This window comes from Pseudomonas sp. OF001 (assembly GCF_904426495.1).
Classification (GTDB): Bacteria; Pseudomonadota; Gammaproteobacteria; order Pseudomonadales; family Pseudomonadaceae; genus Geopseudomonas.
Window position 1 is genome coordinate 87,903 of record NZ_CAJGBM010000005.1, and the last position, 24,419, is coordinate 112,321.

The window sequence follows — 24,419 nt, forward strand, 5'->3', positions numbered from 1 at the left end:
ACACCTGTCGAATCCGTCGGGGCCGGTCTCCGGGCTGTCGACGCGCCGGTTCGCCTTCCCGGGACATTCCCAGTGGCTGTTGAACGGGCGTGCAGACCGAGGTCTGCGGTCGATTACCGTTGCGGGGGCAGCGCCGGCCTTGTCCGAGGACGCACCGGCTTCCCGTTTAACGCAGGCCCTAGCCTGCGCACCCTGACGAAAAGCAAAACGCCGCGCACCTTAGTGCGCGGCGTGGTGAAACTCAAGCAGCTTTCAGACGACTCGGGATGAGTTTTTCTCAAGCAGCGCCAGGCGCGCGCGCACCGCGGACTCGATGCCGGCGGCATCCAGGCCGCATTCGGCGAGCATCTCGGTCGGCTTGGCGTGCTCGACGTAGCGGTCGGGCAGGCCGAGCTGCAGCAGCGGCATGACGATGCCCTCGGCGGCGAGGAATTCGGCCACCGCGCTGCCGGCGCCGCCCATCACCGCGTTCTCCTCGACGCTCACCAGCAGCGCGTGGCTGGCGGCCAGCTCGCGTATCAGTGCGGCGTCGAGCGGCTTGACGAAGCGCATGTCGACCACCGTGGCATCGAGCTTCTCGGCCACCTCCAGCGCGGCGGCCAGCTGCACGCCGAACACCAGCAGGGCGACCTGGCCGGCGCCGTGACGACGGACCACGCCCTTGCCGATCTCGACTGCCTCCAGCGCCGGAGAGATCGGAGCGTTGGGGCCGCTGCCGCGCGGGTAGCGTACCGCCGCCGGGCCGACATGCCGGTAGCCGGTGGTCAGCAGCAGGCGCAGCTCGTTCTCGTCGCTGGGGGTCATGACGACCATGTCGGGGATGCAGCGCAGGTAGGAGAGGTCGAAGCTGCCGGCGTGGGTCGGGCCGTCCTCGCCGACCAGGCCGGCGCGGTCGATGGCGAACAGCACGTCGAGGTCCTGTACCGCGACGTCGTGGATCAGCTGGTCGTAGGCGCGCTGCAGGAAGGTCGAGTAGATCGCCACCACCGGCTTGGCGCCCTCGCAGGCCAGGCCGGCGGCGAGGGTCACCGCGTGCTGCTCGGCGATGGCGACGTCGAAGTAGCGTTCCGGGAAGCGCTCGGCGAAGGCCACCAGGTCGGAGCCTTCCTTCATCGCCGGGGTGATGCCGATCAGGCGCTCGTCGACGGCCGCCATGTCGCACAGCCACTGGCCGAACACCTCGCAGTATTTCGGTCCGCTGGCCTTGGGCGCGGCGCTGCTGCCGACCTCCAGCTTGCCGATGGCGTGATAGCCGATCGGGTCTTCCTCGGCCGGGGCGAAGCCCTTGCCCTTCTTGGTCACCACGTGGAGGAACTGCGGGCCCTTGAGTTCGCGCATCTTGCGCAGGGTGGCGATCAGGGTCGGCAGGTCGTGGCCGTCGATGGGGCCGATGTAGTTCCAGCCCAGCTCCTCGAACAGGGTGCCGGGCACCAGCATGCCCTTGGCGTGCTCCTCGGTGCGGCGGGCGATCTCCCAGGCGCCGGGGATGCGCGAGAGGATCTTCTTGCTGCCCTCGCGCATGCTGGCGTAGGTGCGGCTGGAGAGGATCTTGGTCAGGTAGTTGTTCAGGCCGCCGACGTTGCGCGAGATCGACATGTCGTTGTCGTTGAGCACCACCAGCATGTCGGCGGCGGTTTCCGAGGCGTGGTTGAGCGCCTCGAAGGCCATGCCGGCGGTCAGTGCGCCGTCGCCGATCACCGCCACGGTGCGCCGCTCGCTGCCCTGCAGACGGTTGGCCAGGGCCATGCCCAGCGCGGCGCTGATCGAGGTGCTGGAGTGGCCGACGCCGAAGGTGTCGTACGCGCTCTCACTGCGCCGCGGGAAGGCGGCCAGGCCGCCCTTCTGGCGCAGGGTCGCCATCCGCTCGCGGCGGCCGGTGAGGATCTTGTGCGGGTAGGCCTGGTGGCCGACGTCCCACACCAGACGGTCCTCGGGGGTGTGGTAGACGTGGTGCAGGGCGATGGTCAGCTCGACCACGCCCAGACCGGCGCCGAAGTGCCCGCCGGTACGCCCCACCGTGTAGAGCAGGTACTGGCGCAGCTCGTCGGCCAGGGTGTCCAGCTCGGCCTCGCTGAGGTCGCGCAGCGCGGCGGGGCTGTCGATGCGGTCGAGCAGGGGCGTGTCGGGCCGCTGGCGGGGAAACTCGTGCAGCGTCTTGGGCATCGGACGGGTTCGGCAGTCGGAAAAAGATGGGCGAGTTTACCCGAAGCGGCCGGGGTGCCCAAGCAAGCGAAGGTCGAGTGGAGCCGGCGCAGGGGGGATGGCCACCCCGTGGAAAATTCGCGCCGCGATTTTCCGCCGTGGCGGCCGGGTCCGGACCGGGGAACTCAGTGCGTGCGTGCGACTATGTAGCAGGCCAGCTGGCGCAGGGCGTCGGCGCGCTCGTCGAATGGCTGCAGGGCCGCCAGCGCCAGATCGCGCAGTTCCAGGGCGTAGGCCTTGGCGGCGTCGAGGCCGAGCAGCGCCGGGTAGGTCGGCTTGTCGTGGGCCTGGTCCTTGCCCTGGGTCTTGCCCAGGGTGGCGGTGTCGCTCTCCACGTCGAGGATGTCGTCCTGCACCTGGAAGGCCAGGCCGATGGCGCGGGCGTAGTCCTGCAGCGCGGCGAGGCTGCTGGCGTCGCTGCCGCCGCTGGCCAGGGCGCCGAGGCGCACGCTGGCCTCGATCAGCGCACCGGTCTTGTGCCGGTGCATGGTCTCCAGGGCGGTCTGGTCGAGCTGCACGCCGACCGAGCCGAGGTCGATGGCCTGGCCGCCGACCATGCCGGCCGGTCCGGCGGCGCGGGCCAGGCTGACGACCATGTCCAGGCGGGTGGCGGCATCGGCGGGGTTGCGCCCGGCGTCGGCGAGCACCTCGAAGGCCAGCGCCTGCAGGCCGTCGCCGGCGAGGATGGCGCAGGCCTCGTCGAAGGCGATGTGGGTGGTCGGCTGGCCGCGGCGCAGCTCGTCGTCGTCCATCGCCGGCAGGTCGTCGTGGACCAGCGAGTAGGCATGGATCAGCTCCACCGCGCAGGCCGCGCCGTCGGCCCGTTCGGCCGCGCCGCCGAGGGTCTCGCAGGCGGCGTAGGCGAGCAGCGGGCGCACGCGCTTGCCGCCGTTGATCACGCTGTAGCGCATGGCCCGGTAGAGGCGCTCGAGTTCGGGACGGGGAGCGACGAACAGGGCGTCGAGGGCGGCGTCGACGCGTGCCTGGCAGGCGGCCTGGTACTGCTGGAGACTCATTGCGCCTCGCCCTCCGCGTCGAAGGGGGCGGTCTGGCCGTCCTGGCCGAGGAGGATCTGCACCTTCTGCTCGGCCTGGCCCAGCGCACCCTGGCACTCGCGGGTCAGGCGGATGCCCTGCTCGAAGGCGGCCAGCGAGTCCTCGAGGGACAGCTCGCCGCTCTCCAGGCGCTCGACCAGGGTCTGCAGCTCGCTCAGCGACTGCTCGAAATCGGGGGCGGTTTTCTTGCGGGCCATGGCGGCGCTCTCGGACGGCGGAAAAACGGGCGCGACACTAGCAGAGCCGCGGCGTGTGGGCAAACGCCATCCAGGCGGCTGGGGCGCCTGTCCCGGTGCGCATGGCGCACCCTACGGAGACGGTGCGATGCGTAGGGTGCGCCGTGCGCACCATGGGCCGCTCAGCGCCCGTAGGTGGCCCAGAAGTAGTAGAGGGTCATGCCGCTGCCGACGACGATCACCAAGGCGCGCAGCCAGCGCGCCGGCAGGCGCTGGCCGAGCGCGCCGCCGGCGTAGCCGCCGAGGGTGGCGCCGGCGAGCAGCACGGCCAGTTCCGCCCAACTGACCCGGCCGGCGACGACGAAGGTCAGGCTGGCGACGCTGTAGATCACCGCCGAGATCAGGTTCTTCAGCGCGTTGGCGCGGGCCAGGGCGTGGCCCTCGATGGCGAAGGCGGCCAGCTGCAGGATGCCCATGCCGGCGCCGAAGTAGCCGCCGTAGATCGATACCAGCGAGTGGGCGCCGAGCGACAGCGGGCCGTGCGGCGGCACCGCGCTGGCGGTGCCGCGGCGGGCGGCGAGCAGGCGGCTCAGCCAGGGGCTGGCGGCGAACAGCGCAGTGGCGGCCAGCAGCAGCCAGGGAATCAGCACGCGGAACACCTCGTCTCCGCCGGCCAGCAGCAGCAGGCCGCCGCCCAGGCCGCCGGCGAGGCCGGCGGCGAGCAGCGGCCGCAGGTAGCTGCCCAGCGGGCGCAGCGAACCGCGCGCCGCCCAGGCCCCGGCGATGCTCGCCGGCCACAGGGCCACGGCGTTGGTGGCGTTGGCGGTGACCGGCGGCAGGCCGGCGGCCAGCAGCGCCGGGAAGGAGAAGAAGGTGCCGCCGCCGGCCAGGGCGTTCATGCCGCCGGCGGCCAGGCCGGCGAGCAGCAGCAGGAGCAGGTCGGACAGGGGCATGGCGGGCTCCGCACAAAAATGGTGCACCAGCTTAGCAGGTCGCGGCGGCGCGGGGAGAGTGGCGCCGGGCTCAGACGCGGGCCGGCGACTCCGCGGCGGCGCAGGCGTCGGCCGGCTGCGGGCGGCCGAACAGGTAGCCCTGCAGGCGGTGACAGCCGTTGCGGCGCAGGAAGTCGGCCTGGCGCTGGTTCTCCACGCCCTCGGCGACCACCTGCATGCCGAGCTGTTCGGCGATCACCAGGATGCCGCGCACCAGCGCCACCGACTGGCGGCAGTCGGGCAGGCCGCTGACGAACTGGCGGTCGATCTTCACCCCGTCGAAGGGGAAGAACTGCAGGTAGGCCAGCGAGGCGTAGCCGGTGCCGAAGTCGTCGAGGAACAGGGTCAGGCCGGCCTGCTTGAGGGCATGCAGGGTGTCCTGCACCTGCTGGTCGGCATCCAGCAGGGTGGTCTCGGTGATCTCCAGCTCCAGGCGCTGCACCGGCGGGCGTTCCTCGGCGAGGATCGCCAGCAGCGTGCCGGCCAGGTCGGCCTGGCGGAAGTCCAGCGGCGACAGGTTGACCGCGATGCCCCAGTCGCGCCCCTCGTCCTGCCACTGGCGCAACTGGCGGCAGGCCTGGCGGAAGATCCAGCGGGTGGCGTCGAGGATCAGCCCGGTCTCCTCCAGCACCGGCATGAACTGCGCCGAGCTGACCAGCCCGCGTTGCGGCGAGCGCCAGCGCAGCAGCGCCTCGAAGCTGTGCCGGCGGCCCTGGCGGTCGAGCTGCGGCTGGTAGTACAGCTCGAACTCGCCGCGCGTCAGGGCGTTGCGCAGTTCGGCCTCCAGCCGGTGGCGCTGCTCGGCCTCCTCGGCCAGGCGCCGGTCGAAGTGGGCCAGGCGGTTGCGGCCGTGGCCCTTGGCCTGGTAGAGGGCGAGGTCGGCTTCCTTGAGCAGCTGCGCGGCGCTGGCCTGGCCGCCGTGCTGGTGGGCGATGCCGATGCTCGGGCTGCTGAACAGCTCGTACTGGCGCACCTGGAACGGCTGGCGGAAGGCCTGCAGCAGGCGCTCGGCGAGGGTGTCGGCCTGGCCGGCGAGTTCGCCGGGCAGCAGCAGGATGAACTCGTCGCCGCCGAGGCGGGCGAGCATGGCGCCGGGCGGCGCGCACTGGCGCAGCCGCTCGGCCACTGCGCACAGCAGCTGGTCGCCGATCTCGTGGCCGAGGGTGTCGTTGATCCGCTTGAAGTGGTCGAGGTCGATGAACAGCAGGGCCTGCGCCTCGCCGCACTGCAGGCCGAGTTCGATGCGCGCCTGCAGCTGGGTGCGGTTGGCCGCGCCGGTCAGGGTGTCGAAGTGGGCCTGGTAGTGCAGGCGGTTCTCGGCGGCCTTGCGGTCGCCGATGTCGCGCGCCAGCAGCAGCTGCAGCGGCTGGCCGCCGCGCTGGAAGGGCGTGCAGGAGGCCTCCAGCGGGAAGCTGCCGGTGCCGCGGCGGGCGGCGAACTCGAGGTTGCGGTTGGGCTGGGCGAGCAGCCGGCTCCAGCCGTCGCCGATCAGCAGCTCGTCGATCCGGCGCCCGCGCAGGGTCGCCGGCGGGCAGTCGAACAGCGCCCCGGCGGCCGGGTTGGCCGAGTCGACCCGGCCCTGGGCGTCGAGCACCAGCATGCCCACCGGGGCGGCCTCGATCAGGCTGCGCAGCTGCTGCTCGCTGCCCTGCAGGGCGCGGCGCTCGTCGGCGAGCTGGCCGAGCATGCGGTTGAGGTGCCGGGCCAGCTGGCCGGCGCAATCCTCGCCGGGCGCGGCGCGGGCCAGGCTGTCGCCGGCGGTGAAGGCCTCGGCCACCGCACCGAGGGCGGCCAGGCGGCGGCGCAGGCGGCGCTGGCGGGCGATCAGCAGGATGCCGCCGACCGCCGGCAGCAGGCCGAGCAGCGCGAAGAGGCCGGGCAAGGGGTCGAGGGGCATGGCGCGGACGAGTCCTGCTGTGAAGCCCGACACATTAGCGGAAAGGGTCGCACAGGAAAATCCCGCTTAAAACGACAGGCAATAAAAAGCCCGCCTTGTGGGCGGGCTTTCCGAAGCGGGTCCGGCTTACTTCTGGTAAGCCGCCACCGCCTTGAGAATCAGCTGGCGGGCCTCTTCGGCGTCGCCCCAGCCTTCGACCTTCACCCACTTGCCCTTCTCGAGATCCTTGTAGTTCTCGAAGAAGTGCTTGACCTGCTCGATCAGCAGGGCCGGCAGGTCGGTGTAGTTCTGCACGTCCTTGTACAGGACGGTCAGCTTGTCGTGCGGTACGGCGATCAGCTTGGCGTCGCCGCCAGCCTCGTCGCTCATGTTCAGCACGCCGACCGGACGGGCGCGGATCACCGAGCCCGGCGCGACCGGGTAGGGGGTCACTACCAGCACGTCGAGGGGGTCGCCGTCGTCGGCCAGGGTGTGCGGGATGAAGCCGTAGTTGGCCGGGTAGAACATCGGGGTGGCCATGAAGCGGTCGACGAACAGGCAGTCGCTGTCGTGATCGATCTCGTACTTGATCGGCGCGTGATTGGCCGGGATCTCGATGGCGACGTAGATGTCGTTCGGCAGGTCCTTGCCGGCCGGGATCTTGCTGTAGCTCATGGGTGACTCCGAGGGTCAGGGCCAAAAATTGGCGCGGATTATAGGCGTATTCGGGCGGATGCGCCATGTTGCCGCAGCCTGCCGTGCGTCAGTCGGTCAGGGTCCGCTGTCGCTGGTCATGGAAGGCGTAGCGGTTGCGGCCGTTGTCCTTGGCCCGGTACATGGCGGCATCGGCCTTGCGCACCAGTTCGGCGGCGTCGCTGCCGTCGTCGGGATACAGGGCGATGCCGATGCTGGTGCCGATGTGCAGCACGTGGCCGTCGATCGGGAAGGGCTGCTGCAGCGCCTCGACCAGGCGGCCGGCGATCCGCTCGGCCATGGCGACGTCGTCGAGGTCCTCGAGGACGATCAGGAACTCGTCGCCGCCCAGGCGCGCCACGGTGTCGCTGTCGCGCACGGTCTGCGCCAGGCGCTCGGCGACGGCGCGCAGCAGCAGGTCGCCGACGGCATGGCCGAAGGTGTCGTTGACCGGCTTGAAGCGGTCGAGGTCGAGGAACAGCACGGCCAGCAGGCTGCCCTGGCGCCTGGCCTGGCGCAGCGCCTGGGTCAGGCGGTCGCGAACCAGGCTGCGGTTGGGCAGCCCGGTGAGGCGGTCGTGGTAGGCCATCTGCAGGATGCGTTCCTGCTCCTCCTTGGCGGCGCTGATGTCGGTGAACAGGCCGGTGAAGTGGCTCGGCCGGCGCTGCTCGTCGTAGATCGCGGCCAGCGACAGCCAGGCGCTGAAGGCCTCGCCGTCGCCACGCAGCAGGGTGACCTCGCTCTGCCAGCTGCCGGTCCGGCTGACCTGGGCCCACATGGCGGCACAGTCCGCTTCGCTGGTGTCGAGCAGCAGGGCCTCGCAGGCGCGCCGGCCTTCCAGCTCGGCGAGCCGGCAGCGCAGCAGACGGCTGCCGGCGGGGTTGAGGCCGATGATGCGCTGTCGCTCGTCGAGCAGCAGGATGCCCTCGTTGCTGTGCTCGAACACGCTGGCCGCCAGGCCGAGGCTCTGCGACTGCTCGAGCATGCGCTGCAGCAGCGGGCGCGCCAGCATGAAGATCAGCCCGCCGCCGGCGAGGCCCAGCAGGAGGATGCCGAGCAGCGGCCAGAGCAGTTCCGCGCGGGCGCCGGCGTACAGCACGTCGCGCGGTGAGAGCAGGGCGATGGCCCAGTCGCCGTGCTCCGGCAGCGGGCGGGCGAAGGCGACCAGGGCGCCGAGGCGCTCGTGCTCGGGCAGCCGCACGGCATGCAGCGGCAGGTCGCTCGCCTGGCGCAGGGCCGCGAACAGCGGATGCCAGTCCGGCGTCGCCAGCAGCGCGGTGTCGGCATCGTGGACATGCACGGCGCGCCGTTCGGCCACGTTGATCAGGTGGATCTGCATGTCGCCGCTGTACCCGTCGGTCATCGGCAGCAGGTCGCGCAGCCTGTCCAGGGTGAAGGCGGCGATGTCGGTGCCGGCACGGCGGCCGTCGGGGGAGAGGATGGGGGCGCCGACCAGCAGCACCGGGGTGTCGCCGATCAGCAGCGGCCCCACCAGGCGGGGCAGCTGCTGATCGGCTGCGGGGATCGGCCAGTGCTCCCTGGGCACGGGCTGGCGCAGGGCGAGTACCGGCTGCCCGCGGGCGTCCAGGCGCACCAGGCCGAGCACGTCCGCCGCCTGCGCCAGGGGTTCGCGCAGGCGCGGTGCGGTGAACGCCTGCAGCTCGGCGAGCTCGATCTCGCCGGCGTTGTAGCGCTCGAGCATGCGGCGGATTTCCGAGCGCGAGGTGAGCTGCATGGCGGTATCGGCCATGTGTTCGAGCAGATGGCTGCTGGCCAGCGCGCGGACCTGCACGTCGAGTTCGGCGTGCAGGTCGATCTTGTTGCTCAGCTGGAGGTACATCGGCAGGCTGGTGGCCAGGCCGACCAGGCAGGTGGTGGCCGCCACCCCGATGGCGAGCAGGCGCTGCAGCCGGCGCTGCAGGCGGGGAATGGACTGGCCTTGTGGGCGAGCGAGTTGGTCTGCCGTGCGGTTGGGCAATCTGGGGCTCCTTCGGGCGGGCAGTCGCCGAACCCGCGTCGGCTGCTCGGGGTGGCGTGAGGGTCAGTGGCGCGGCGCCCGGGCGTCGGGCAGGCCGTGCGGGCAGGCGTTCCCGTTCGGCGCGGACAGCTCCTGCAGGCGCTCGCCCAGGCGCGCCAGCGGATCCTGGCGATAGAACAGGCGCAGCTGCGCGTAGACAGCCGGGAAGGCGGCGTCGAGCAGGTCGGGGGCGCTGAAGAAGTACTCGCTGGCCACGGCGAAGAACTCGGCCGGGCTCTCGGCGGCGTAGGGATCGATGGCGGTCTCGGCGTCGGGGTCGCGGTCCAGTTCGGCGTTCAGCGCATCGAAGGCCTGCTGCATGGCGTCGGCCCATTCGGCGATGCGCATGTCGGCGTGCAGCGGCGGCAGGCCGTTGGCGTCGCCGTTGAGCATGTCCAGCTTGTGCGCCAGCTCGTGGATCGGCAGGTTGTAGCCGTCCAGGGTGCCGCTGGCCTGCACCCCCGGCCAGGCGAGGATCACCGGGCCCTGCTGCCAGGCCTCGCCGCTGCGCTCGTCGTCCCAGACGTGCTCGACCCCGGCCTCGTCGCGGTGGCGCTGCGGGCTGAGGAAGTCGTCGGGATACAGCAGCAGCTGGTGGAAGCCCTGGTACCAGTCGAGGTCGGGCAGGTGCAGCAGCGGCAGGCAGGCCTGGGCGGCCAGGCGCAGGCGCGCGGCATCGTCCAGCTCGACGCCGGGCAGGCAGGTCAGCTGCTTGTCGTGGAGCAGCAGCAGGCACAGCTCGCCGAGGCGCTGGCGCTCGCCGGCGTCGAGGCCGGCGAGCAGCGGCAGGTCGGCGCACACCGCGGCCCATAGCTGCGGGTCGAGGGGATGGCGGGCGAGCAGACGGCGGCGGCGCCAGTTGCGGAAGAACACGGCAGAGACTCCCTCGGGCGGCAGGCGATGGCCGATTGTAAGCCATCGCCGCCGGGGTGTGGGGCCCGGCGCCACTTCGCGGGAGGGGGACGGGCTACTTGCGCCGCCACTGGCCGTCGAGGCGGATGAACTGGCCGGGCGGGGTCTTCTCCACCGCCTTCTTGCCGGCCAGGGCTTCGACGTCGGCGAGGCGGATGCCGTTCTGGGTGGCCAGGCGCTGGTACTCGGCGCGCCGCGCCTGGTTGATCAGGCGGGCGATCTCGGCCGCCTGGCCGCCGGGGGCGACCACGCCGAGATAGCCGTCGGTCTGCTCGCCGAGCTGGCCGGCGGCCTTGGCGGCGGGCAGCGCGGTCATCGCCCCGGGCAGGTCGAGGGCCAGGGCCGAGAGGCTGAAGCCGAAGGCGAGCAGCAGGGTGGCGATGCGCTTGGGAAGGGTCATGTCGGGCTCCTCAGAACAGGCCGCTGGATTCGTCGAGGATGTTGTCCAGCGCCTTGTCCACCTTGATGTAGATCTCGTGCTCGATCTTCACGTTGAGGTTGATGTTGATCGGCTCCTTGGGGGCGGCCAGTTGCACCGTGGGGGTGCAGGCGCCCAGCAGGCCGAGCAGCAGGCTCGCCGTCAGGAGGGTGGCGAGGTGGCGCAGGCGCATGGTGCGGTCTCCCGTGTCAGTCGCGCCGCTGCAGCTGTTGCTGCACGCGGCGCTGGATGGCTTCGTTGACCCGCCCGGAGAGCTGCAGGCTGGTCAGCAGGCTGGGCACGTTCTCTTCCAGGTTGATGGCGAGATTCACCGGCCGGCCGCCCTCCAGCGCGGGGTTCTGGCCGTGCAGGCGCAGGGCCAGCAGCAGCTGGCCGCGGGGCGCGTAGTCGACCTCGCTTTCCAGGCGATCGTAGCGGAAATCCTCCAGCGCCGTGGCGGCCAGTTGCAACGCGGGGTTGCTGCGGGCGAAGGCGCGGATGCGCTCCGAGCGCAGCTGCAGCGCGCCGCCCGGGGCGCGCGCGGCGATCCGTCCCTCGACGATGTGCAGGCCCTCGGCGTCGAGGCGCAGCGGCAGGCGGCCGTCCAGGGTGCCGCGGCCGGAGAGTCCCTCTGCGGGGTAGACCCGCAGCAGTTCGGCCAGTTCCAGGCCGCGGACCTGCACGGCGAGGCGCTGCGGCGGGCGGGCCAGGTCGAGGCGCGCCGGCTCGGCCGCCAGCTGGCCGCCGAGCAGCCCGGCCTCGGCCTGCCACAGCTGCAGGCGCCCGGCCAACGGCGTCGCCTGCGCGGCCTGGTAGCTGGCGCGCAGCTGCAGCGGGCCGAGGGGAATGCCCGGATTGAGGCGCTGAAGGCGCAGGGCGGGCAGCTCCACGGCGAGCTGCCGCTCGTGCAGTTCGGCGTGCAGGCTGCCGTCCAGGCCGAGCAGTTCGCTGCGCTCGAGGATGCCGCCGACGGCCTTCAGCTGCAGCTCGAGTTCGCCGCGCGGCGCGGCCTTGCCCGCGGGCAGCTGCAGGTCGGCGTGGGCGGCGAGGTGGCCGCTGGTCAGCTCCAGCGGCGCCGGCCAGGCGGCCAGGGTCGCGGCCAGCGGGTTGCCGGCGGCCAGGTCGAGCTCCGCCAGGCGGCCGCGCAGGGCCAGGCTGCCGTCGGCCGGGCGCTGCAGCTGCAGGTCGAGCGCCAGGCCGGCGTCGTTGTCCAGGCGGCCGTCGAGACGCAGCGCCTGCGCGTTCGCCTCGACGCGGCCCTGCCAGCGCCAGCCCTGCGGCTGCAGGGCGGCCTGCTGCAGGCGGGCGCCGTGCAGGCTCAGCGGGCCGGCCAGCTGCACGCTGCCGTCCGCCTCGCGGCGCAGCTGCAGGCCGGCCAGCCCGAGGCGCGGGGCGTCGAGGCGCAGGCCGTCGGCACCGCTCAGGCGGCGTGCGGCGAGGTGCGCGTCCGCCGCGAGTTCCAGTTGCAGCGCCTCCTCCTGCCACTGGCCGGCCAGCGCCAGGTCGGCGCGGACCTCGTGCAGTTCGAACGACTCCAGGCGCAGGCGCGGCAGCCGGGCCTGCAGGCGCGCCTGCTGCAGGTTGGCCGCGGCCGGCAGGCCGTCCTGCGGGCGCCAGCCGGCCGGCAGCTGCAGGGTCCAGTCGGCGTCGAGCTGCAGGTCGTCCGGCAGGCGGGCCAGCGGCTCGGCGGCGGCGCCGAACATCGACGCCAGCCACTGCCGCAGCCAGGGCGCCGGGGGCCGCGGCGGCAGCTGCAGGCTGCCCTGCAGGCTGCGCTGGCCGGACGCGTCGCCGAGCCGGGCGGCGAGGGCGAGGTGCGGCTGCCCGTCCAGTTCCAGCGCCAGCTGCAGGCGGGCGTCGTCCGCGCGGCCGTCCAGGCTGCCGGCCAGTCGCAGGCGGTGCTCGCCTTCCTCCAGGTCCAGCCTCAGGCTGGCCGGCAGCAGGACGGCGCCGGGCTGCTGCAGGGCGAGGCTGCCGCGCAGCCGGCAGGGAGCGGCGGGGCAGGGCAGGCGGGCGTCGATGCGCTGCACCTGCAGCTCGCGCGGCAGCCAGGCGAGCAGGCCGGCCAGCGCGTCGGCGCTGGGCAGGCGGCTGGCCTCGCCGCCGGGCGCGGCCGGCGCCTGCCAGTCGAGCTGCAGGTGCGCGACGTGCAGGCGCTCGAGGTATGACGCGGTGCGCTGCAGCCGCCAGTCGAGCTGCACGGTGTCGGCGGCGAGCTGCAGGCGGCGGCCGTCGGCGGCCAGCTGCTGCAGCTCCAGGCGTTCGAGGCGCAGGCCGTGGCGGGACACCTGCAGCCCGTGCCAGTCGAGGCCGACGATGCCCTGTTCCTGCTGCACCTGCAGCCACCACTGCCAGGCGTAGCCGGCCGCGGCCAGTGCGGCAGCCAGCGCGGCGAGCGGCAGGGCGAGCGCCATCCGGCGCAGGGTGCGGCGCCAGCGGGGCGGGCGTGCCGTCATCGGACGGTCCTCGGGTCGGTTGCGCATGCCGGCAAGGGTGGCCCGCCGGCGCCGCGGGGGCAAGGCAGTGGTTCGCGGAATTGCCGGCCGCGCCTGTGGTCCACCGGGGGCTGTGCTAACCTGCGCGACAGTTTTCCGGGCCCTGCCCGCCCGTATTCGAGGACACCCATGCATATCCACATTCTCGGCATCTGCGGCACCTTCATGGGCTCGCTGGCGGTGCTGGCCAAGGAACTCGGCCACCGCGTCACCGGCTCCGACGCCAACGTCTACCCGCCGATGAGCACCCAGCTCGAGGCCCAGGGCATCGAACTCATGCAGGGCTACGATCCGGCGCACCTCGACCCGGCGCCGGACCTGGTGGTGATCGGCAACGCCCTGTCGCGCGGCAACCCGGCGGTGGAGCACGTGCTTAACGCCGGCCTGCCCTACGTCAGCGGCCCGCAGTGGCTGGCCGACCACGTGCTGCAGGGCCGCTGGGTGCTGGCGGTGGCCGGCACCCACGGCAAGACCACCACCAGCAGCATGCTGGCCTGGGTGCTGGAGGATGCCGGGATGAGCCCGGGCTTCCTGATCGGCGGGGTGCCGCAGAACTTCGGCGTGTCCGCGCGCCTGGGCGGCACGCCGTTCTTCGTGGTCGAGGCCGACGAGTACGACAGCGCCTTCTTCGACAAGCGCAGCAAGTTCGTCCACTACCGCCCGCGCACCGCGATCCTCAACAACCTGGAATTCGACCACGCGGACATCTTCCCGGATCTGGCGGCCATCGAGCGGCAGTTCCACCACCTGGTGCGCACCGTGCCGGGCGAGGGGCTGATCATCCGCCCGGCCGCCGAGGAGGCGCTCGGCCGCGTGCTGGAGATGGGCTGCTGGACCCCGGTGCAGACCACCGGCCACGGCGGCCAGTGGCAGGCCCATCTGCTCGCCGAGGACGGCTCGCGCTTCGAGGTGCTGTTCGAGGGCGCCGTGCAGGGCAGCGTCGAGTGGGAGCTGACCGGCCGCCACAACGTCGCCAACGCCCTGGCCACCCTGGCCGCGGCGCGTCACGTCGGCGTCACTCCGGCGCAGGGCTGCGCGGCGCTGTCGAGCTTCAGGAGCGTCAAGCGGCGCATGGAGAAGGTCGCCGAGGTCAGGGGCGTCACCCTCTACGACGACTTCGCCCACCATCCGACCGCCATCGCCACCACCCTCGACGGCCTGCGCAAGCGCGTCGGCAGCGCGCCGATCATCGCGGTGATCGAGCCGCGCTCGAACTCGATGAAGCTCGGTGCCCACCGCGAGGGGCTGGCGGACTCGGTGAGCCAGGCCGACCGCGCCATCTGGTACGCGCCGGCCAGCCTCGGCTGGGACCTGGCCGCCAGCGTGGCCGGCTCCACGGTGCCGAGCACCGTGTGCGACTCGCTGGAGGGCATCATCGCCGCGGTCAAGGGCAGCGCCACCCCGGGCACCCAGGTGGTGATCATGAGCAACGGCGGCTTCGGCGGCCTGCACGGCAAGCTGGCCAAGGCGCTGGCCGAATAAGGAGGATGGCGATGAGCGGTCCCGAACGCATCACCCTGGCCATGACCGGCGCGTCCGGCTCGCAGTACGGCCTGCGCCTGCTCGACTGCCTGGTGCAGGAGGAGCGCGAGGTGCACTTCCTGATCTCCAGGGCGGCGCAGCTGGTGATGGCCACCGAGACCGACGTCGCCCTGCCGCCGCGGCCGCGGGCGATGCAGGCGTTCCTCACCGAGTACACCGGCGCCGCGCCCGGGCAGATCCGCGTGTTCGGCCAGGACGACTGGATGGCGCCGCCGGCCTCCGGCTCCAGCGCCCCGGCGGCCATGGTGGTGGTGCCGTGCTCGACCGGCTCGCTGTCGGCCATCGCCACCGGCGCCTGCAACAACCTGATCGAGCGCGCCGCCGACGTGGCGCTCAAGGAGCGCCGCCAGCTGATCCTGGTGCCGCGCGAGGCGCCGTTCTCCACCATCCACCTGGAGAACATGCTCAGGCTGTCCAACATGGGCGCGGTGATCCTGCCTGCCGCGCCGGGCTTCTACCACCAGCCGCAGACCATCGACGACCTGGTCGATTTCGTGGTGGCGCGCATCCTCAACCAGCTGAACATCCCCCAGGACATGCTGCCGCGCTGGGGCGAGCACCACCGGGTGAGCCCCGATGAGTGAACCTGTAGGGGCGAATTCATTCGCCGGCCTCGCCGCGAAGGCGAACAGATTCGCCCCGGCGCTCCTGCTGCTGGCGCCGCTGCTGCTGAGCGGCTGCGCCAGCGTGCGCACCCTCGATGCCGCCAAGCCTGGCGCGCCGCTGATCTATTCCGGCACCCGCCTGGACTGGTACGCCCTCAACGGCGGCTGCTGCCCGCTGGACCGCTTCGGCGCCGAGGCGCCGAAATATCCGGGGCTCGACCTGCCGGCCAGCGCGTTGCTGGACACCCTGCTGCTGCCGCTGTCGATTGCGGCGGAGCTGGGGCTGGGGTTGCAGGTGGTTGGCGGCAACTGAGGCGGCGTCAGGCGCGATCGGTCACTCCACCAGCCCCACCACCTCCGCACAGCCTTCGCTCAACCCGTACTTGCCCTTTGAATCGCGCACCACCCGGCCCATCGCCACCCTGGGGTCGTGGGTGAACACCAGCCGGCCATTGCGCGCCAGCAGGTCCTCGAGCAGCGCGGTCTTTTCCTCGATCAGCCCTTCCGGGAAGCGGTCGTAGCCCATGGTGATCGGCAGGTGCACCCAGGGTGCGCCGGGGATCAGGTCGCCGGCGAACACCACCGGGCCGCCGGGCATCTGCACCTCGGGGAGGAACTGGCCGGGGGTGTGGCCGTCGCTGACGTGGAAGCGCCAGTCGGGGCCGAGGGTCGGCGAGGTCTCGCCGTCGTCGAGCAGTTCCAGGCGGCCGCTGGCTTCGAGCAGTTCGAGCAGCTCGGGGATGTAGGAGGCGCGGTCGCGGGCGTGCGGCGCCAGGGCGCGCTGCCACTGGCGGCGGCCGGTGACGAAGCGGGCGTGGGGGAACAGCAGGCGCGGCGGCTGGCCCTCGGCCCAGGGGGCGAGCAGGCCGCCGGCGTGGTCGAAGTGCAGGTGGGTGAGAACCACCACGTCGATGTCGGCGTCGGACAGGCCCAGCTTCGCCAGGTTGTCGAGCAGCACGTGGCGGCTTTCCTGCACGCCGAAGCGTTCCTTCAGTTCGGGGCTGAAGAAGGCGCCGATGCCGGTTTCCACCAGCACGTTGCGCTCGTCCTCGCGCACCAGCAGGGCGCGGCAGCCGAGATCGATGCGGTGCAGCTCGTCGGCCGGCATCCAGCGCTCCCACAGGGCGCGCGGGGCGTTGCCGAACATGGCGCCGCCGTCGAGTTTCTGGCTGTTGCCGGACAGGGTGGTCAGGGTACGCATGGGGGCTCCTTGTTGTTGTTTTGCTGCGCGCAGCGGCGCGGCAGGCAGTCAGGCTGCCACGCGGAAGAAAAAAACGCGACGGCCGCAGGACGGCACGCCGCGCAAAGTGGCTCACGGGAAACGGGGAAGGCGGTTCAGAACTGCGCGTCGTCGAGTCCGTACAGCGGCGCGCTGCCGGCGCGGATGCTCGCCTCCAGGCTGTGGATGCGCGGCAGCAGCTTGCGGAAGTAGAACTGCGCGGTGGCCAGCTTGGCGGCGTAGAAGGCCTCGTCGGCGCCACGGTTGGCCTGGGCCACGGCGGCCATGCGCGCCCACATGTAGGCGTAGGCGACGTAGCCGAACAGTTGCAGGTAGTCGACCGCGGCGGCGCCGACTTCCGCGGGGTTGGCCGCGGCCTGCTGGCGCAGCCAGTCGCCGCAGTGCTCCAGGCAGTCGAGGGCGGCGAGCAGTTCGCCGGAGAACGGCTGGGCGCTGCCGGCCGGGCTGTCGACGAAGGCGCGGATCTCGGCGGCGAACAGGCGCAGGCCGGCGCCGTCGCCGCCCAGCACCTTGCGGCCGAGCAGGTCGTGGGCCTGGATGCCGTTGGTGCCCTCGTAGATCTGCGCGATGCGCACGTCGCGCACCAGTTGCTCCTGGCCCCACTCGCGGATGTAGCCGTGGCCGCCGAACACCTGCTGGCCGTGCACGCAGCTCTCCAGGCCGGTGTCGGTGAAGAACGCCTTGGCCACCGGGGTGAGCAGGGCGACCAGCGCCTCGGCGTCGCGCCGCTCCTGCGCGTCGCTGGCGAACTTGGCCAGGTCGAGCTGCTGGCCGACCCAGCAGGCGAAGGCGCGCCCGCCTTCGGTGAGCGCCTTCATGGTCAGCAGCATGCGCCGCACGTCGGGCTGGGCGAGGATCGGGTCGGCGCTCTTCTCGGGCGCCACGGCGCCGCCCGGCGCGCGGCCCTGCAGGCGCTCGCGGGCGTAGGCCACGGCGCTCTGGTAGGAGGCCTCGGCGCAGCCGATGCCCTGGATGCCGATCGACAGGCGCTCGTAGTTCATCATGGTGAACATCGCCGCCAGGCCGCGGTTCGGCTCGCCGACCAGCCAGCCGCGGGCGCCGTCGAAGTTCATCACGCAGGTGGCCGAGGCCTTGATGCCCATCTTGTGTTCGATGGAGCCGCAGCTCACCGGGTTGCGCGCGCCGAGGCTGCCGTCGGCTTCGACCAGGAACTTGGGCACCAGGAACAGCGAGATGCCGCGCGAACCGGCCGGGGCGTCGGGCAGGCGCGCCAGCACCAGGTGGACGATGTTCTTGGTGAGGTCCTGCTCGCCGCCGGTGATGAAGATCTTGGTGCCGCTGATGGCGTAGCTGCCATCGGCCTGCGGCTCGGCGCGGGCGCGCAACAGGCCGAGGTCGCTGCCGGCATGGGGCTCGGTCAGGCACATGGTGCCGGCCCACTCGCCGCTGTACAGGCGCGGCAGGTAGGTCTGCTTGAGTTCCTCGCTGGCGTGGGCGTCGATGGCCAGACAGGCGCCGGAGGTCAGCGCCGAGTACAGGGCGAAGCTGGAGCCGGCGGCGTAGAGCATCTCCTCGAACTGCACGGCGAGCATCTTGGGCATGCCCAGGCCGCCGTAGGCCGGGTTGCCGGACAGGCCGACCCAGCCGCCGTCGATGTAGGTGGCGTAGGCCTCGCGGAAGCCGGCTGGGGTGGCCACCGCGCCGTTGTCGAAGCGCGCGCCTTCCTCGTCGCCGCTGCGGTTGAGCGGGGCGAGCAGTTGGCCGGTGACCTTGGCGGCCTCCTCGAGGATGGCGTCGGCGGTGTCGGCGTCGATGCTCTCGCTGAGCGCCGGCAGGCGCGCCCACAGGGCCGGGGCGGCGAAGACTTCATGGAGGACGAAGCGCATGTCGCGCAGGGGGGCGTTGAACTCGGGCATGTCGGAACCTCGATGGATCAGGGCGCGCGGGCGCCCGCTGATTCGTGCGCCCCGGCCATCCGCGGACGGCCGGGGCGCTGTTGCTGTGGGGTCAGTGGGCGACCGCGGCGGCCGAGCCGAGGCCGGTCTGCGCGCGTACGAACTGGTCGTCGAAGGCGGCGCGCTCGCGCATCGCGCGGGCGCTGCGGTCCAGCCTGGAGACCACCACGATGACCAGGAAGGCCAGCGGCATGGAGATCAGCGCCGGGTGGTCGTAGGGGAAGATCGCCTTGGCGTTGCCCAGCACGGTGACCCACACCGCCGGCGACAGGATCACCAGCAGCATGGCGCTGACCAGGCCGGCGATGCCGCCGCACAGGGCGCCGCGGGTGGTCAGGCCCTTCCAGTACATGGCCATGATCAGCACCGGGAAGTTGGTCGAGGCGGCGACGCCGAAGGTCAGGCCGACCAGGAAGGCGACGTTCTGCTTCTCGAACAGGATGCCCAGCAGGATGGCGACGATGCCCAGGCCGACGGTGGCGATGCGGGTCACGCGCATCTCGTCCCGCTCGCTGGCCTGGCCCTTCTTCAGCACGGTGGCGTACAGGTCGTGGGAGATCGCCGAGGCGCCGGCCAGGGCCAGGCCGGCGACCACGGCGAGGATGGTGGCGAAGGCCACGGCGGAGAGGAAGCCGAGGAACAGGTTGCCGCCGACCGCCTTGGCCAGGTGCATGGCCACCATGTTGCCGCCGCCGACCAGCGCGCCCTTGGTGTCGCCGCCGACGAAGTACTGCGGGTCGCTGCCGACGATGACGATGGCGGAGAAGCCGAGGGTGGCGACCACCAGGAAGAAGAAGCCGATGAAGCCGGTGGCGAAGAACACCGACTTGCGTGCTTCCTTGGCGTTGGGCACGGTGAAGAAGCGCATCAGGATGTGCGGCAGGCCGGCGATGCCGAACACCAGACCGAGCGACATCGAGGCGGCGTTGAACGGGTCGGCGAGCATGCTGCCCGGGCCCATGATCGCCTTGCCGATGGCATGGGTGTCGATGGCGCGCTCGGCCAGCGCCGAGTAGCTGAAGCCGAACTCGGCCATGGCCAGGAACGCCAGGGTGGTACCGCCGGCGAGCAGCAGCACGGCCTTGATGATCTGCACCCAGGTGGTGGCGATCATGCCGCCGAAGATCACGTAGACCAGCATCAGCAGGCCGACCACCACCACCGCCACCGGGTAGTCGAGGCCGAACAGCAGCTTGATCAGCTGGCCGGCGCCGACCATCTGCACCACCAGGTAGCAGCACACCACGGTCAGCGAGCCGAACGCGGCGAAGGTGCGGATGCGCGTCTGGTCGAGGCGGTAGGAGACGATGTCGGCGAAGGTGAAGCGGCCGAGGTTGCGCAGGCGCTCGGCCATCAGGAAGGTGATCAGCGGCCAGCCGACGAAGAACGCCACGGTGTAGACGAAGCCGTCGTAGCCCTTGGCGAACATCAGGCTGGACAGGCCGAGCAGGGTGGCGGCGGACATGTAGTCGCCGGCGATCGCCAGGCCGTTCTGGAAGCCGCTGATGCCGCCGCCGGCGGTGTAGAAGTCGGACGTCGAGCGGGTCTGCCGCGCCGCCCACCAGGTGATCGCCAGGGTGCCGAGGACGAAGACGAAGAACATGCCGATGGCGTGCAGGTTGAGCGGCTGCTTCTCGGCCGCGGCGACGCCGGGGCCGGCGAGGGCGGCGGCGGGCAGCAGGGCGAGGGCGGCGAGGCCGAGGGTGCGCAGTGCGTTCATTGCCGGCTCTCCTCGATCAGTTCGGCGTTGAGGGCGTCGAAGCGGGTGTTGGCGCAGCGCACGTACCAGCCGGTGAGCAGCCAGGACAGCACGATCACTGCGGCGCCGACCGGCAGGCCGACGGTCAGCGGGCTGCCCTCGGCCAGCGGCCGGTGCAGCAGTTCGGGGGCGAAGGCCACGGTGGCCATGAACAGGAAGTAGGTGCCGAGCACCGCGGCGCTCAGCGACCAGGCCAGGCGCGAACGGCTCTGCGCCAGCTGGCGGAACTTGGGGTTGTTGCGGATCTGGTCGTAACTCTGGGCATGACGGGTAACGCTGAGGTCCATGAGCGGGCTCCGAGTTGTTGTTGTAGCCGTACCCTGCACGGCGGCGCGCGAGGCGCCGCCGCGTGGTGATCCTGGGCGGGGAGGGGCGGGCCGGAGGGCGGGCTAGAGCGCCCGCGCCCAGTCGCGCAGCACGTACTTCTGGATCTTGCCGGTGGAGGTCTTCGGCAGGGCGTCGAACACCACGGTCTTCGGCACCTTGAAGTGCGCCAGGTGCTCGCGGCAGAAGGTGACGATGTCCGCCTGGCTGGCCGCGTGGCCCTGCTTGAGGGTGACGAAGGCGCAGGGCGTCTCGCCCCACTTCTCGTCCGGGCGGGCCACCACCGCGGCCTCCAGCACCGCCGGGTGGCGGTACAGCACGCCCTCGACCTCGATGGTCGAGATGTTCTCGCCGCCGGAGATGATGATGTCCTTGAGACGGTCCTTGATCTCCACGTAGCCGTCCGGGTGGCACACGGCCAGGTCGCCGGTGTGGAACCAGCCGCCGGCGAAGGCTTCCTCGGTGGCGGTCGGGTTCTTCAGGTAGCCCTTCATCACCGTGTTGCCGCGCATGAAGATCTCGCCGAGGGTCTCGCCGTCGCGCGGCACCGGCTCGAGGGTCTTCGGGTCGCCGACCATCACCCCTTCCAGGGTCGGGTAGCGCACGCCCTGGCGCGCCTTGATGCGCGCCCGCTCGTCCAGCGACAGGGCGTCCCACTCCTCGTGCCAGGCGCACACGGTGACCGGGCCGTAGACCTCGGTGAGGCCGTAGACGTGGGTGACCTTGATGCCCATCTCCTCCACCGCGCCGATCACCTTGGCCGGCGGCGCGGCGCCGGCGACCATGGCGTTGACCGGGTGGTCGATGGCGGCCTTGGCCGAGTCGGGCATGTTGACCAGCGCGTTGAGCACGATGGGCGCGCCGCACAGGTGGGTGACGCGGTGCTCGCGGATCAGGGTGAGGATCTTCTGCGGGTCGACCCGGCGCAGGAGCACGTGGGTGCCGGCCAGCGCGGTGATGGTCCACGGGAAGCACCAGCCGTTGCAGTGGAACATCGGCAGGGTCCACAGGTAGACCGGGTGATGGCCCATCGCCCAGGTCATCTGGTTGCCCATGGCGTTGAGGAAGGCGCCGCGGTGATGGTAGACCACCCCCTTGGGATTGCCGGTGGTACCGGAGGTGTAGTTGAGGCTGATCGCCTGCCACTCGTCGTCCGGGCCCTGCCAGGCGAACTGCGGGTCGCCCTCGGCGAGGAAGGCCTCGTAGTCGAGTTCGCTGGTCGGTTGGCCCTCGCCGTACTCGGGGTCGTCGACGTCGATCACCAGCAGCGGCCGGCCGAGCATGCCGACCGCGGCGTGCACCACCTCGTGGAATTCGCGGTCGGCGATCAGCACCTTGGCCTCGCCGTGCTGCAGCATGAAGGCGATGGCCTCGGCGTCCAGGCGCACGTTGAGGGTGTTGAGCACCGCGCCGACCATCGGCACGCCGAAGTGCGCCTCGAGCATGGCCGGGATGTTGGGCAGCATCACCGCCACGGTGTCGCCCTGGCCGATGCCGCGCCCGGCCAGCGCCGAGGCCAGGCGCCGGCAGCGCCGGTAGGTCTCGCGCCAGTCGCGGCGGATGGCGCCGTGGATCACGGCGAGGCGGTCGGGGTAGATGCTGGCGGTGCGCTCGATGAAGCTGAGCGGGGAGAGGGCGACGTGGTTCACGGGGGCGGGCGCGAGGCCCTGCTCGTAGATCGACATGACAGTATCCGCTGGCTGATTGTTAGCTCTGTTCTTGTTCGTGCATCGACGCGGCGCGGCCGGATCGACGACCTGCGGCACCACGTCCCTGTGATGACTTGCCCCGAGCATAGATCGTATTTTCGGAAATGTGTATAGGTTTTTATCTGTAGATATATAGTACAAATACCATATCAGACGGGAGAGGCCCGGAGACCATGGCGTTGATCGACACTCAGGGGGGCGGGGTGCCGCGCGAAATGCGCGAGCTGCTGCGCTTGGCCGGCGAGAGCGTGGCGCGCGACGAGCTGGCCGACGCCCTGCTGCGCCTGGCGCAGGCGCGGCCCGAGGTGGCGCAGGCCTACTACCTGGCCTGGCAGACGGCGGCCGGCACCTACGCCGAGCTGGGCAGCGCGCGGCGCCTGCCGCCGGGGGCGGGCGATCCGGCGGGGGCCAGCGATGCCGAGCTGCTCGCCGCGCTGGCGGCGCGCCGCGAACTGGACGTCGCGACCCTGCGTGCGCTGCCCTGCTGGCTGGCCGGCCGCCTGCGCCGCGCCGGCATCCGCGATGGCGTGGCCCTGGCCCTGGAGCTGGCTCCCGGCGAGCCCGGCCTGCTGCTGCTGGTGCTCGCCGAGGGTGTCGCGCCGGGGCTGGCGGCCTGGCTCGGCGAGCTGCTCGCTGCGCTGCTCGGCCTGGCCCGCCAGCAGCTGCGTCCGGCGCCGCTGCTGCAGGCCGACGATGCGCCAGGCCTGCTGCTCGACGCCGAGGGTGGCGTGCTCGACCTCAACCGCGCCGCCCACCGCCTGCAGCAGGACTGTGCGGCCAACTCCACGGCGGCGCTGCTGCCGGTCAACCATCGCCAGCTGGTGCAGGCCTGTCGCGGCCAGCAGCGCGCGGTGGGGCCGGTGGCCGCCGAGGTCGGCGGGCGCAGTCTGCTCTGGCAGTTCGTCCCGGTGGACGGCGGCCGCGTGCTGGCGCGCGGCCGCGACGCCAGCGAGCAGCTGCGCGGCGAGCGCGAGGCGGCGCGGGCGCGCCGGCTGTACCGGGTGATCACCGAGAACACCACCGACCTGATCTCCCGGCACACCCCGGACGGCCGCTTCCTCGACGCCTCGCCGGCGTCCTGGACCCTGCTCGGCTACTGGCCGGAGCAGCTGCGCGGGCTGCGCGTGCGCGAGCTGCTGCATCCGGGCGACCTGGGCCAGATGCGCCAGGCCCGCGAGCAGCTCGAGCGCCTCGGCTACCACACCATGAGCTACCGCCTGCGCCACCGCGATGGCCGCTACCTGTGGTTCGAGACCGCCGCGCGGGCGATCCGCGAGACCTACACCGGCACGGTGGTGGAGATCGTCAGCGTGTCGCGCGACATCACCGCGCGGGTGCAGGGCGAGGAGGCGCGCCGGCGGCTGGCCGAGGTGATCGAGGCGACCACCGACCTGGTGCTGTTCATCGACCGCGGCGGCAATCTCACCTACCTCAACCAGTCGGCGCGGCGCACCCTGGGCCTGGCCGAGGGCGCGGCGGCGCCGTCGCTGGCCGCGCTGCTGGAGCCCGCCGAGCTGGCGCGCCTGCTCGGCGCCGGGCTGGCCTGCGCCGAACAGCACGGCGTGTGGAACAGCGACATGCGCCTGCACGCCCCGGACGGCACGGCGTCCCTGCCGGTGTCGCTGGTGCTGCTGGCGCATGCCGGCGCCGACGGCGGCCGCTACTTCTCGCTGGTGGCGCGCGACATGACCGAGCGCGAGCTGCGCGAGAGCCAGCTGCGCCGCCACCAGGACGAGCTGGCGCACACCGCGCGGCTGGTCACCCTCGGCGAGCTGGCCTCGGGGATCGCCCACGAGATCAACCAGCCGCTGGCCGCGGTGGTCAACTACGCCGGCGCCAGCCAGCGCTACCTGCGCAGCGTCGGCCAGGACCCGCAGGCGGTCGAGCGGGTGGCCCAGGGCCTGGAGCGGATCACCGCCCACGCCAACCACGCCGCCGAGGTGATCCGCCGCCTGCGCGCCTTCCTGCGCAAGGGCCAGCGGCGCATGCAGGCGCTCGACGCCGCGGCGGTGGCGCGCGAGGCGGTGCGCCTGTGCGCCTGGGAGGCGGCGCAGGCGCAGGTGGCGATCGACGAGGATCTGCCGGACAATCTGCCGCCGGTGTACGCCGACCGCGTGCTGCTCGAACAGGTGCTGCTCAACCTGCTGCGCAACGCCATCGAGGCCAACCGCGAGGCGCACCCCGGCACGCCCTCGCGCATCCGCCTGACGGCGGGCCTGGAGGACGGCGGCCAGCGCCTGTGCATCGGCGTCGAGGACCAGGGGCCGGGCGTCGGCGAGGCGGAGCTGGAGCACATCTTCACGCCCTTCTACACCAGCAAGGCCGAAGGCCTGGGCCTGGGGCTGTCGATGAGCCGCTCGATCGTCGAGGGCTTCGGCGGCGAGCTGGGCGCCAGCCGCCGGGCCGAGGGGCTGCGGCTGACCTGCAGCCTGCCGCTGGCCGGGCGCGGCGAGGGCGATGCGGGGCAACGGGAACGACAGGAGTGAGC

General features: G+C 72.0%; 20 protein-coding genes and 1 riboswitch. Of the genes, 4 read left to right on the forward strand and 16 right to left on the reverse strand.

What is annotated here, in order from left to right; genetic code table 11:
* Positions 1–3 precede the first annotated feature (3 nt).
* Positions 4–210, reverse strand: a riboswitch (cobalamin riboswitch).
* A 42-nt stretch (positions 211–252) separates the two neighbouring features.
* The 11 genes from dxs to RA210_RS04690 form a co-directional block, all read right to left on the reverse strand.
* Positions 253–2,163: a 1-deoxy-D-xylulose-5-phosphate synthase gene (gene dxs, locus RA210_RS04640; protein ID WP_201485557.1), complete on the reverse strand. Its 1,911-nt coding sequence runs from the start codon at positions 2,161–2,163 to the stop codon at positions 253–255.
* A gap of 164 nt (positions 2,164–2,327) precedes the next feature.
* Entirely contained in the window at positions 2,328–3,218 is an 891-nt protein-coding gene (gene ispA, locus RA210_RS04645; protein WP_201485558.1) for a (2E,6E)-farnesyl diphosphate synthase, read from the reverse strand.
* Positions 3,215–3,454, reverse strand: coding sequence for an exodeoxyribonuclease VII small subunit (locus tag RA210_RS04650; RefSeq protein ID WP_136490805.1), 240 nt, complete (start codon positions 3,452–3,454; stop codon positions 3,215–3,217). Before RA210_RS04650 ends, ispA begins: the two co-directional genes overlap by 4 nt.
* A 161-nt stretch (positions 3,455–3,615) precedes the next feature.
* The gene (locus RA210_RS04655) at positions 3,616–4,386 is read right to left on the reverse strand and encodes a sulfite exporter TauE/SafE family protein (RefSeq protein ID WP_201485559.1); all 771 of its coding nucleotides are present in this window, start codon (positions 4,384–4,386) and stop codon (positions 3,616–3,618) included.
* 70 nt (positions 4,387–4,456) lie between these two features.
* Positions 4,457–6,322 carry a putative bifunctional diguanylate cyclase/phosphodiesterase gene (locus tag RA210_RS04660; protein ID WP_201485560.1) on the reverse strand — a complete coding sequence of 622 codons (1,866 nt, stop codon included), beginning with the start codon at positions 6,320–6,322 and terminating at the stop codon, positions 4,457–4,459.
* Between the two features lie 126 nt (positions 6,323–6,448).
* Positions 6,449–6,976: an inorganic diphosphatase gene (gene ppa / locus RA210_RS04665; RefSeq protein ID WP_136491751.1), complete on the reverse strand. Its 528-nt coding sequence runs from the start codon at positions 6,974–6,976 to the stop codon at positions 6,449–6,451.
* An 88-nt stretch (positions 6,977–7,064) separates the two neighbouring features.
* Complete coding sequence (locus RA210_RS22055; protein WP_201485561.1) at positions 7,065–8,972, reverse strand: diguanylate cyclase domain-containing protein; 1,908 nt, start codon at positions 8,970–8,972, stop codon at positions 7,065–7,067.
* A gap of 63 nt (positions 8,973–9,035) precedes the next feature.
* Positions 9,036–9,884 (reverse strand): zinc-dependent peptidase, encoded by an 849-nt coding sequence (locus RA210_RS04675; RefSeq protein ID WP_201485562.1) that lies wholly within the window; start codon positions 9,882–9,884, stop codon positions 9,036–9,038.
* A gap of 94 nt (positions 9,885–9,978) precedes the next feature.
* On the reverse strand, positions 9,979–10,323 hold the full coding sequence (locus tag RA210_RS04680) for a YdbL family protein (RefSeq protein ID WP_136491754.1): 345 nt from the start codon (positions 10,321–10,323) through the stop codon (positions 9,979–9,981).
* 10 nt (positions 10,324–10,333) lie between these two features.
* Entirely contained in the window at positions 10,334–10,534 is a 201-nt protein-coding gene (locus tag RA210_RS04685; RefSeq protein WP_136491755.1) for a YnbE family lipoprotein, read from the reverse strand.
* A 16-nt stretch (positions 10,535–10,550) separates the two neighbouring features.
* Positions 10,551–12,797 carry a YdbH domain-containing protein gene (locus tag RA210_RS04690; protein ID WP_201485563.1) on the reverse strand — a complete coding sequence of 749 codons (2,247 nt, stop codon included), beginning with the start codon at positions 12,795–12,797 and terminating at the stop codon, positions 10,551–10,553.
* A gap of 168 nt (positions 12,798–12,965) precedes the next feature.
* Here RA210_RS04690 and mpl point away from each other — a divergent pair, with 168 nt between their 5' ends.
* Genes mpl through RA210_RS04705 form a run of 3 tightly spaced genes read left to right on the forward strand, consistent with a single transcriptional unit; the run spans position 12,966 to position 15,296 of the window.
* Positions 12,966–14,318 carry a UDP-N-acetylmuramate:L-alanyl-gamma-D-glutamyl-meso-diaminopimelate ligase gene (gene mpl, locus RA210_RS04695; protein ID WP_201485564.1) on the forward strand — a complete coding sequence of 451 codons (1,353 nt, stop codon included), beginning with the start codon at positions 12,966–12,968 and terminating at the stop codon, positions 14,316–14,318.
* 11 nt (positions 14,319–14,329) lie between these two features.
* Positions 14,330–14,962, forward strand: a complete 633-nt coding sequence (ubiX, locus tag RA210_RS04700) for a flavin prenyltransferase UbiX (RefSeq protein ID WP_136491417.1) — start codon at positions 14,330–14,332, stop codon at positions 14,960–14,962.
* The gene (locus RA210_RS04705) at positions 14,955–15,296 is read left to right on the forward strand and encodes a YceK/YidQ family lipoprotein (protein ID WP_136491418.1); all 342 of its coding nucleotides are present in this window, start codon (positions 14,955–14,957) and stop codon (positions 15,294–15,296) included. Before ubiX ends, RA210_RS04705 begins: the two co-directional genes overlap by 8 nt.
* Positions 15,297–15,317: 21 nt before the next feature.
* Here the strand turns inward: RA210_RS04705 and RA210_RS04710 are convergent, their stop codons facing one another.
* From RA210_RS04710 to RA210_RS04730, 5 genes are all read right to left on the reverse strand, one after another.
* Entirely contained in the window at positions 15,318–16,184 is an 867-nt protein-coding gene (locus RA210_RS04710; RefSeq protein ID WP_136491419.1) for an MBL fold metallo-hydrolase, read from the reverse strand.
* 134 nt (positions 16,185–16,318) lie between these two features.
* Entirely contained in the window at positions 16,319–18,100 is a 1,782-nt protein-coding gene (locus RA210_RS04715) for an acyl-CoA dehydrogenase C-terminal domain-containing protein (protein ID WP_136491420.1), read from the reverse strand.
* Between the two features lie 91 nt (positions 18,101–18,191).
* Entirely contained in the window at positions 18,192–19,859 is a 1,668-nt protein-coding gene (locus RA210_RS04720) for a cation acetate symporter (RefSeq protein WP_136491421.1), read from the reverse strand.
* A complete protein-coding gene (locus tag RA210_RS04725; RefSeq protein WP_136491422.1) occupies positions 19,856–20,185 on the reverse strand; it encodes a DUF485 domain-containing protein in 330 nt (109 codons plus the stop codon). The genes RA210_RS04720 and RA210_RS04725 overlap by 4 nt, the downstream gene beginning before the upstream one ends.
* A gap of 102 nt (positions 20,186–20,287) precedes the next feature.
* On the reverse strand, positions 20,288–21,907 hold the full coding sequence (locus RA210_RS04730; RefSeq protein WP_201485565.1) for an acyl-CoA synthetase: 1,620 nt from the start codon (positions 21,905–21,907) through the stop codon (positions 20,288–20,290).
* A gap of 197 nt (positions 21,908–22,104) precedes the next feature.
* Here RA210_RS04730 and RA210_RS04735 point away from each other — a divergent pair, with 197 nt between their 5' ends.
* A complete protein-coding gene (locus tag RA210_RS04735; protein ID WP_442963372.1) occupies positions 22,105–24,417 on the forward strand; it encodes a PAS domain-containing sensor histidine kinase in 2,313 nt (770 codons plus the stop codon).
* Positions 24,418–24,419: the final 2 nt, after the last annotated feature.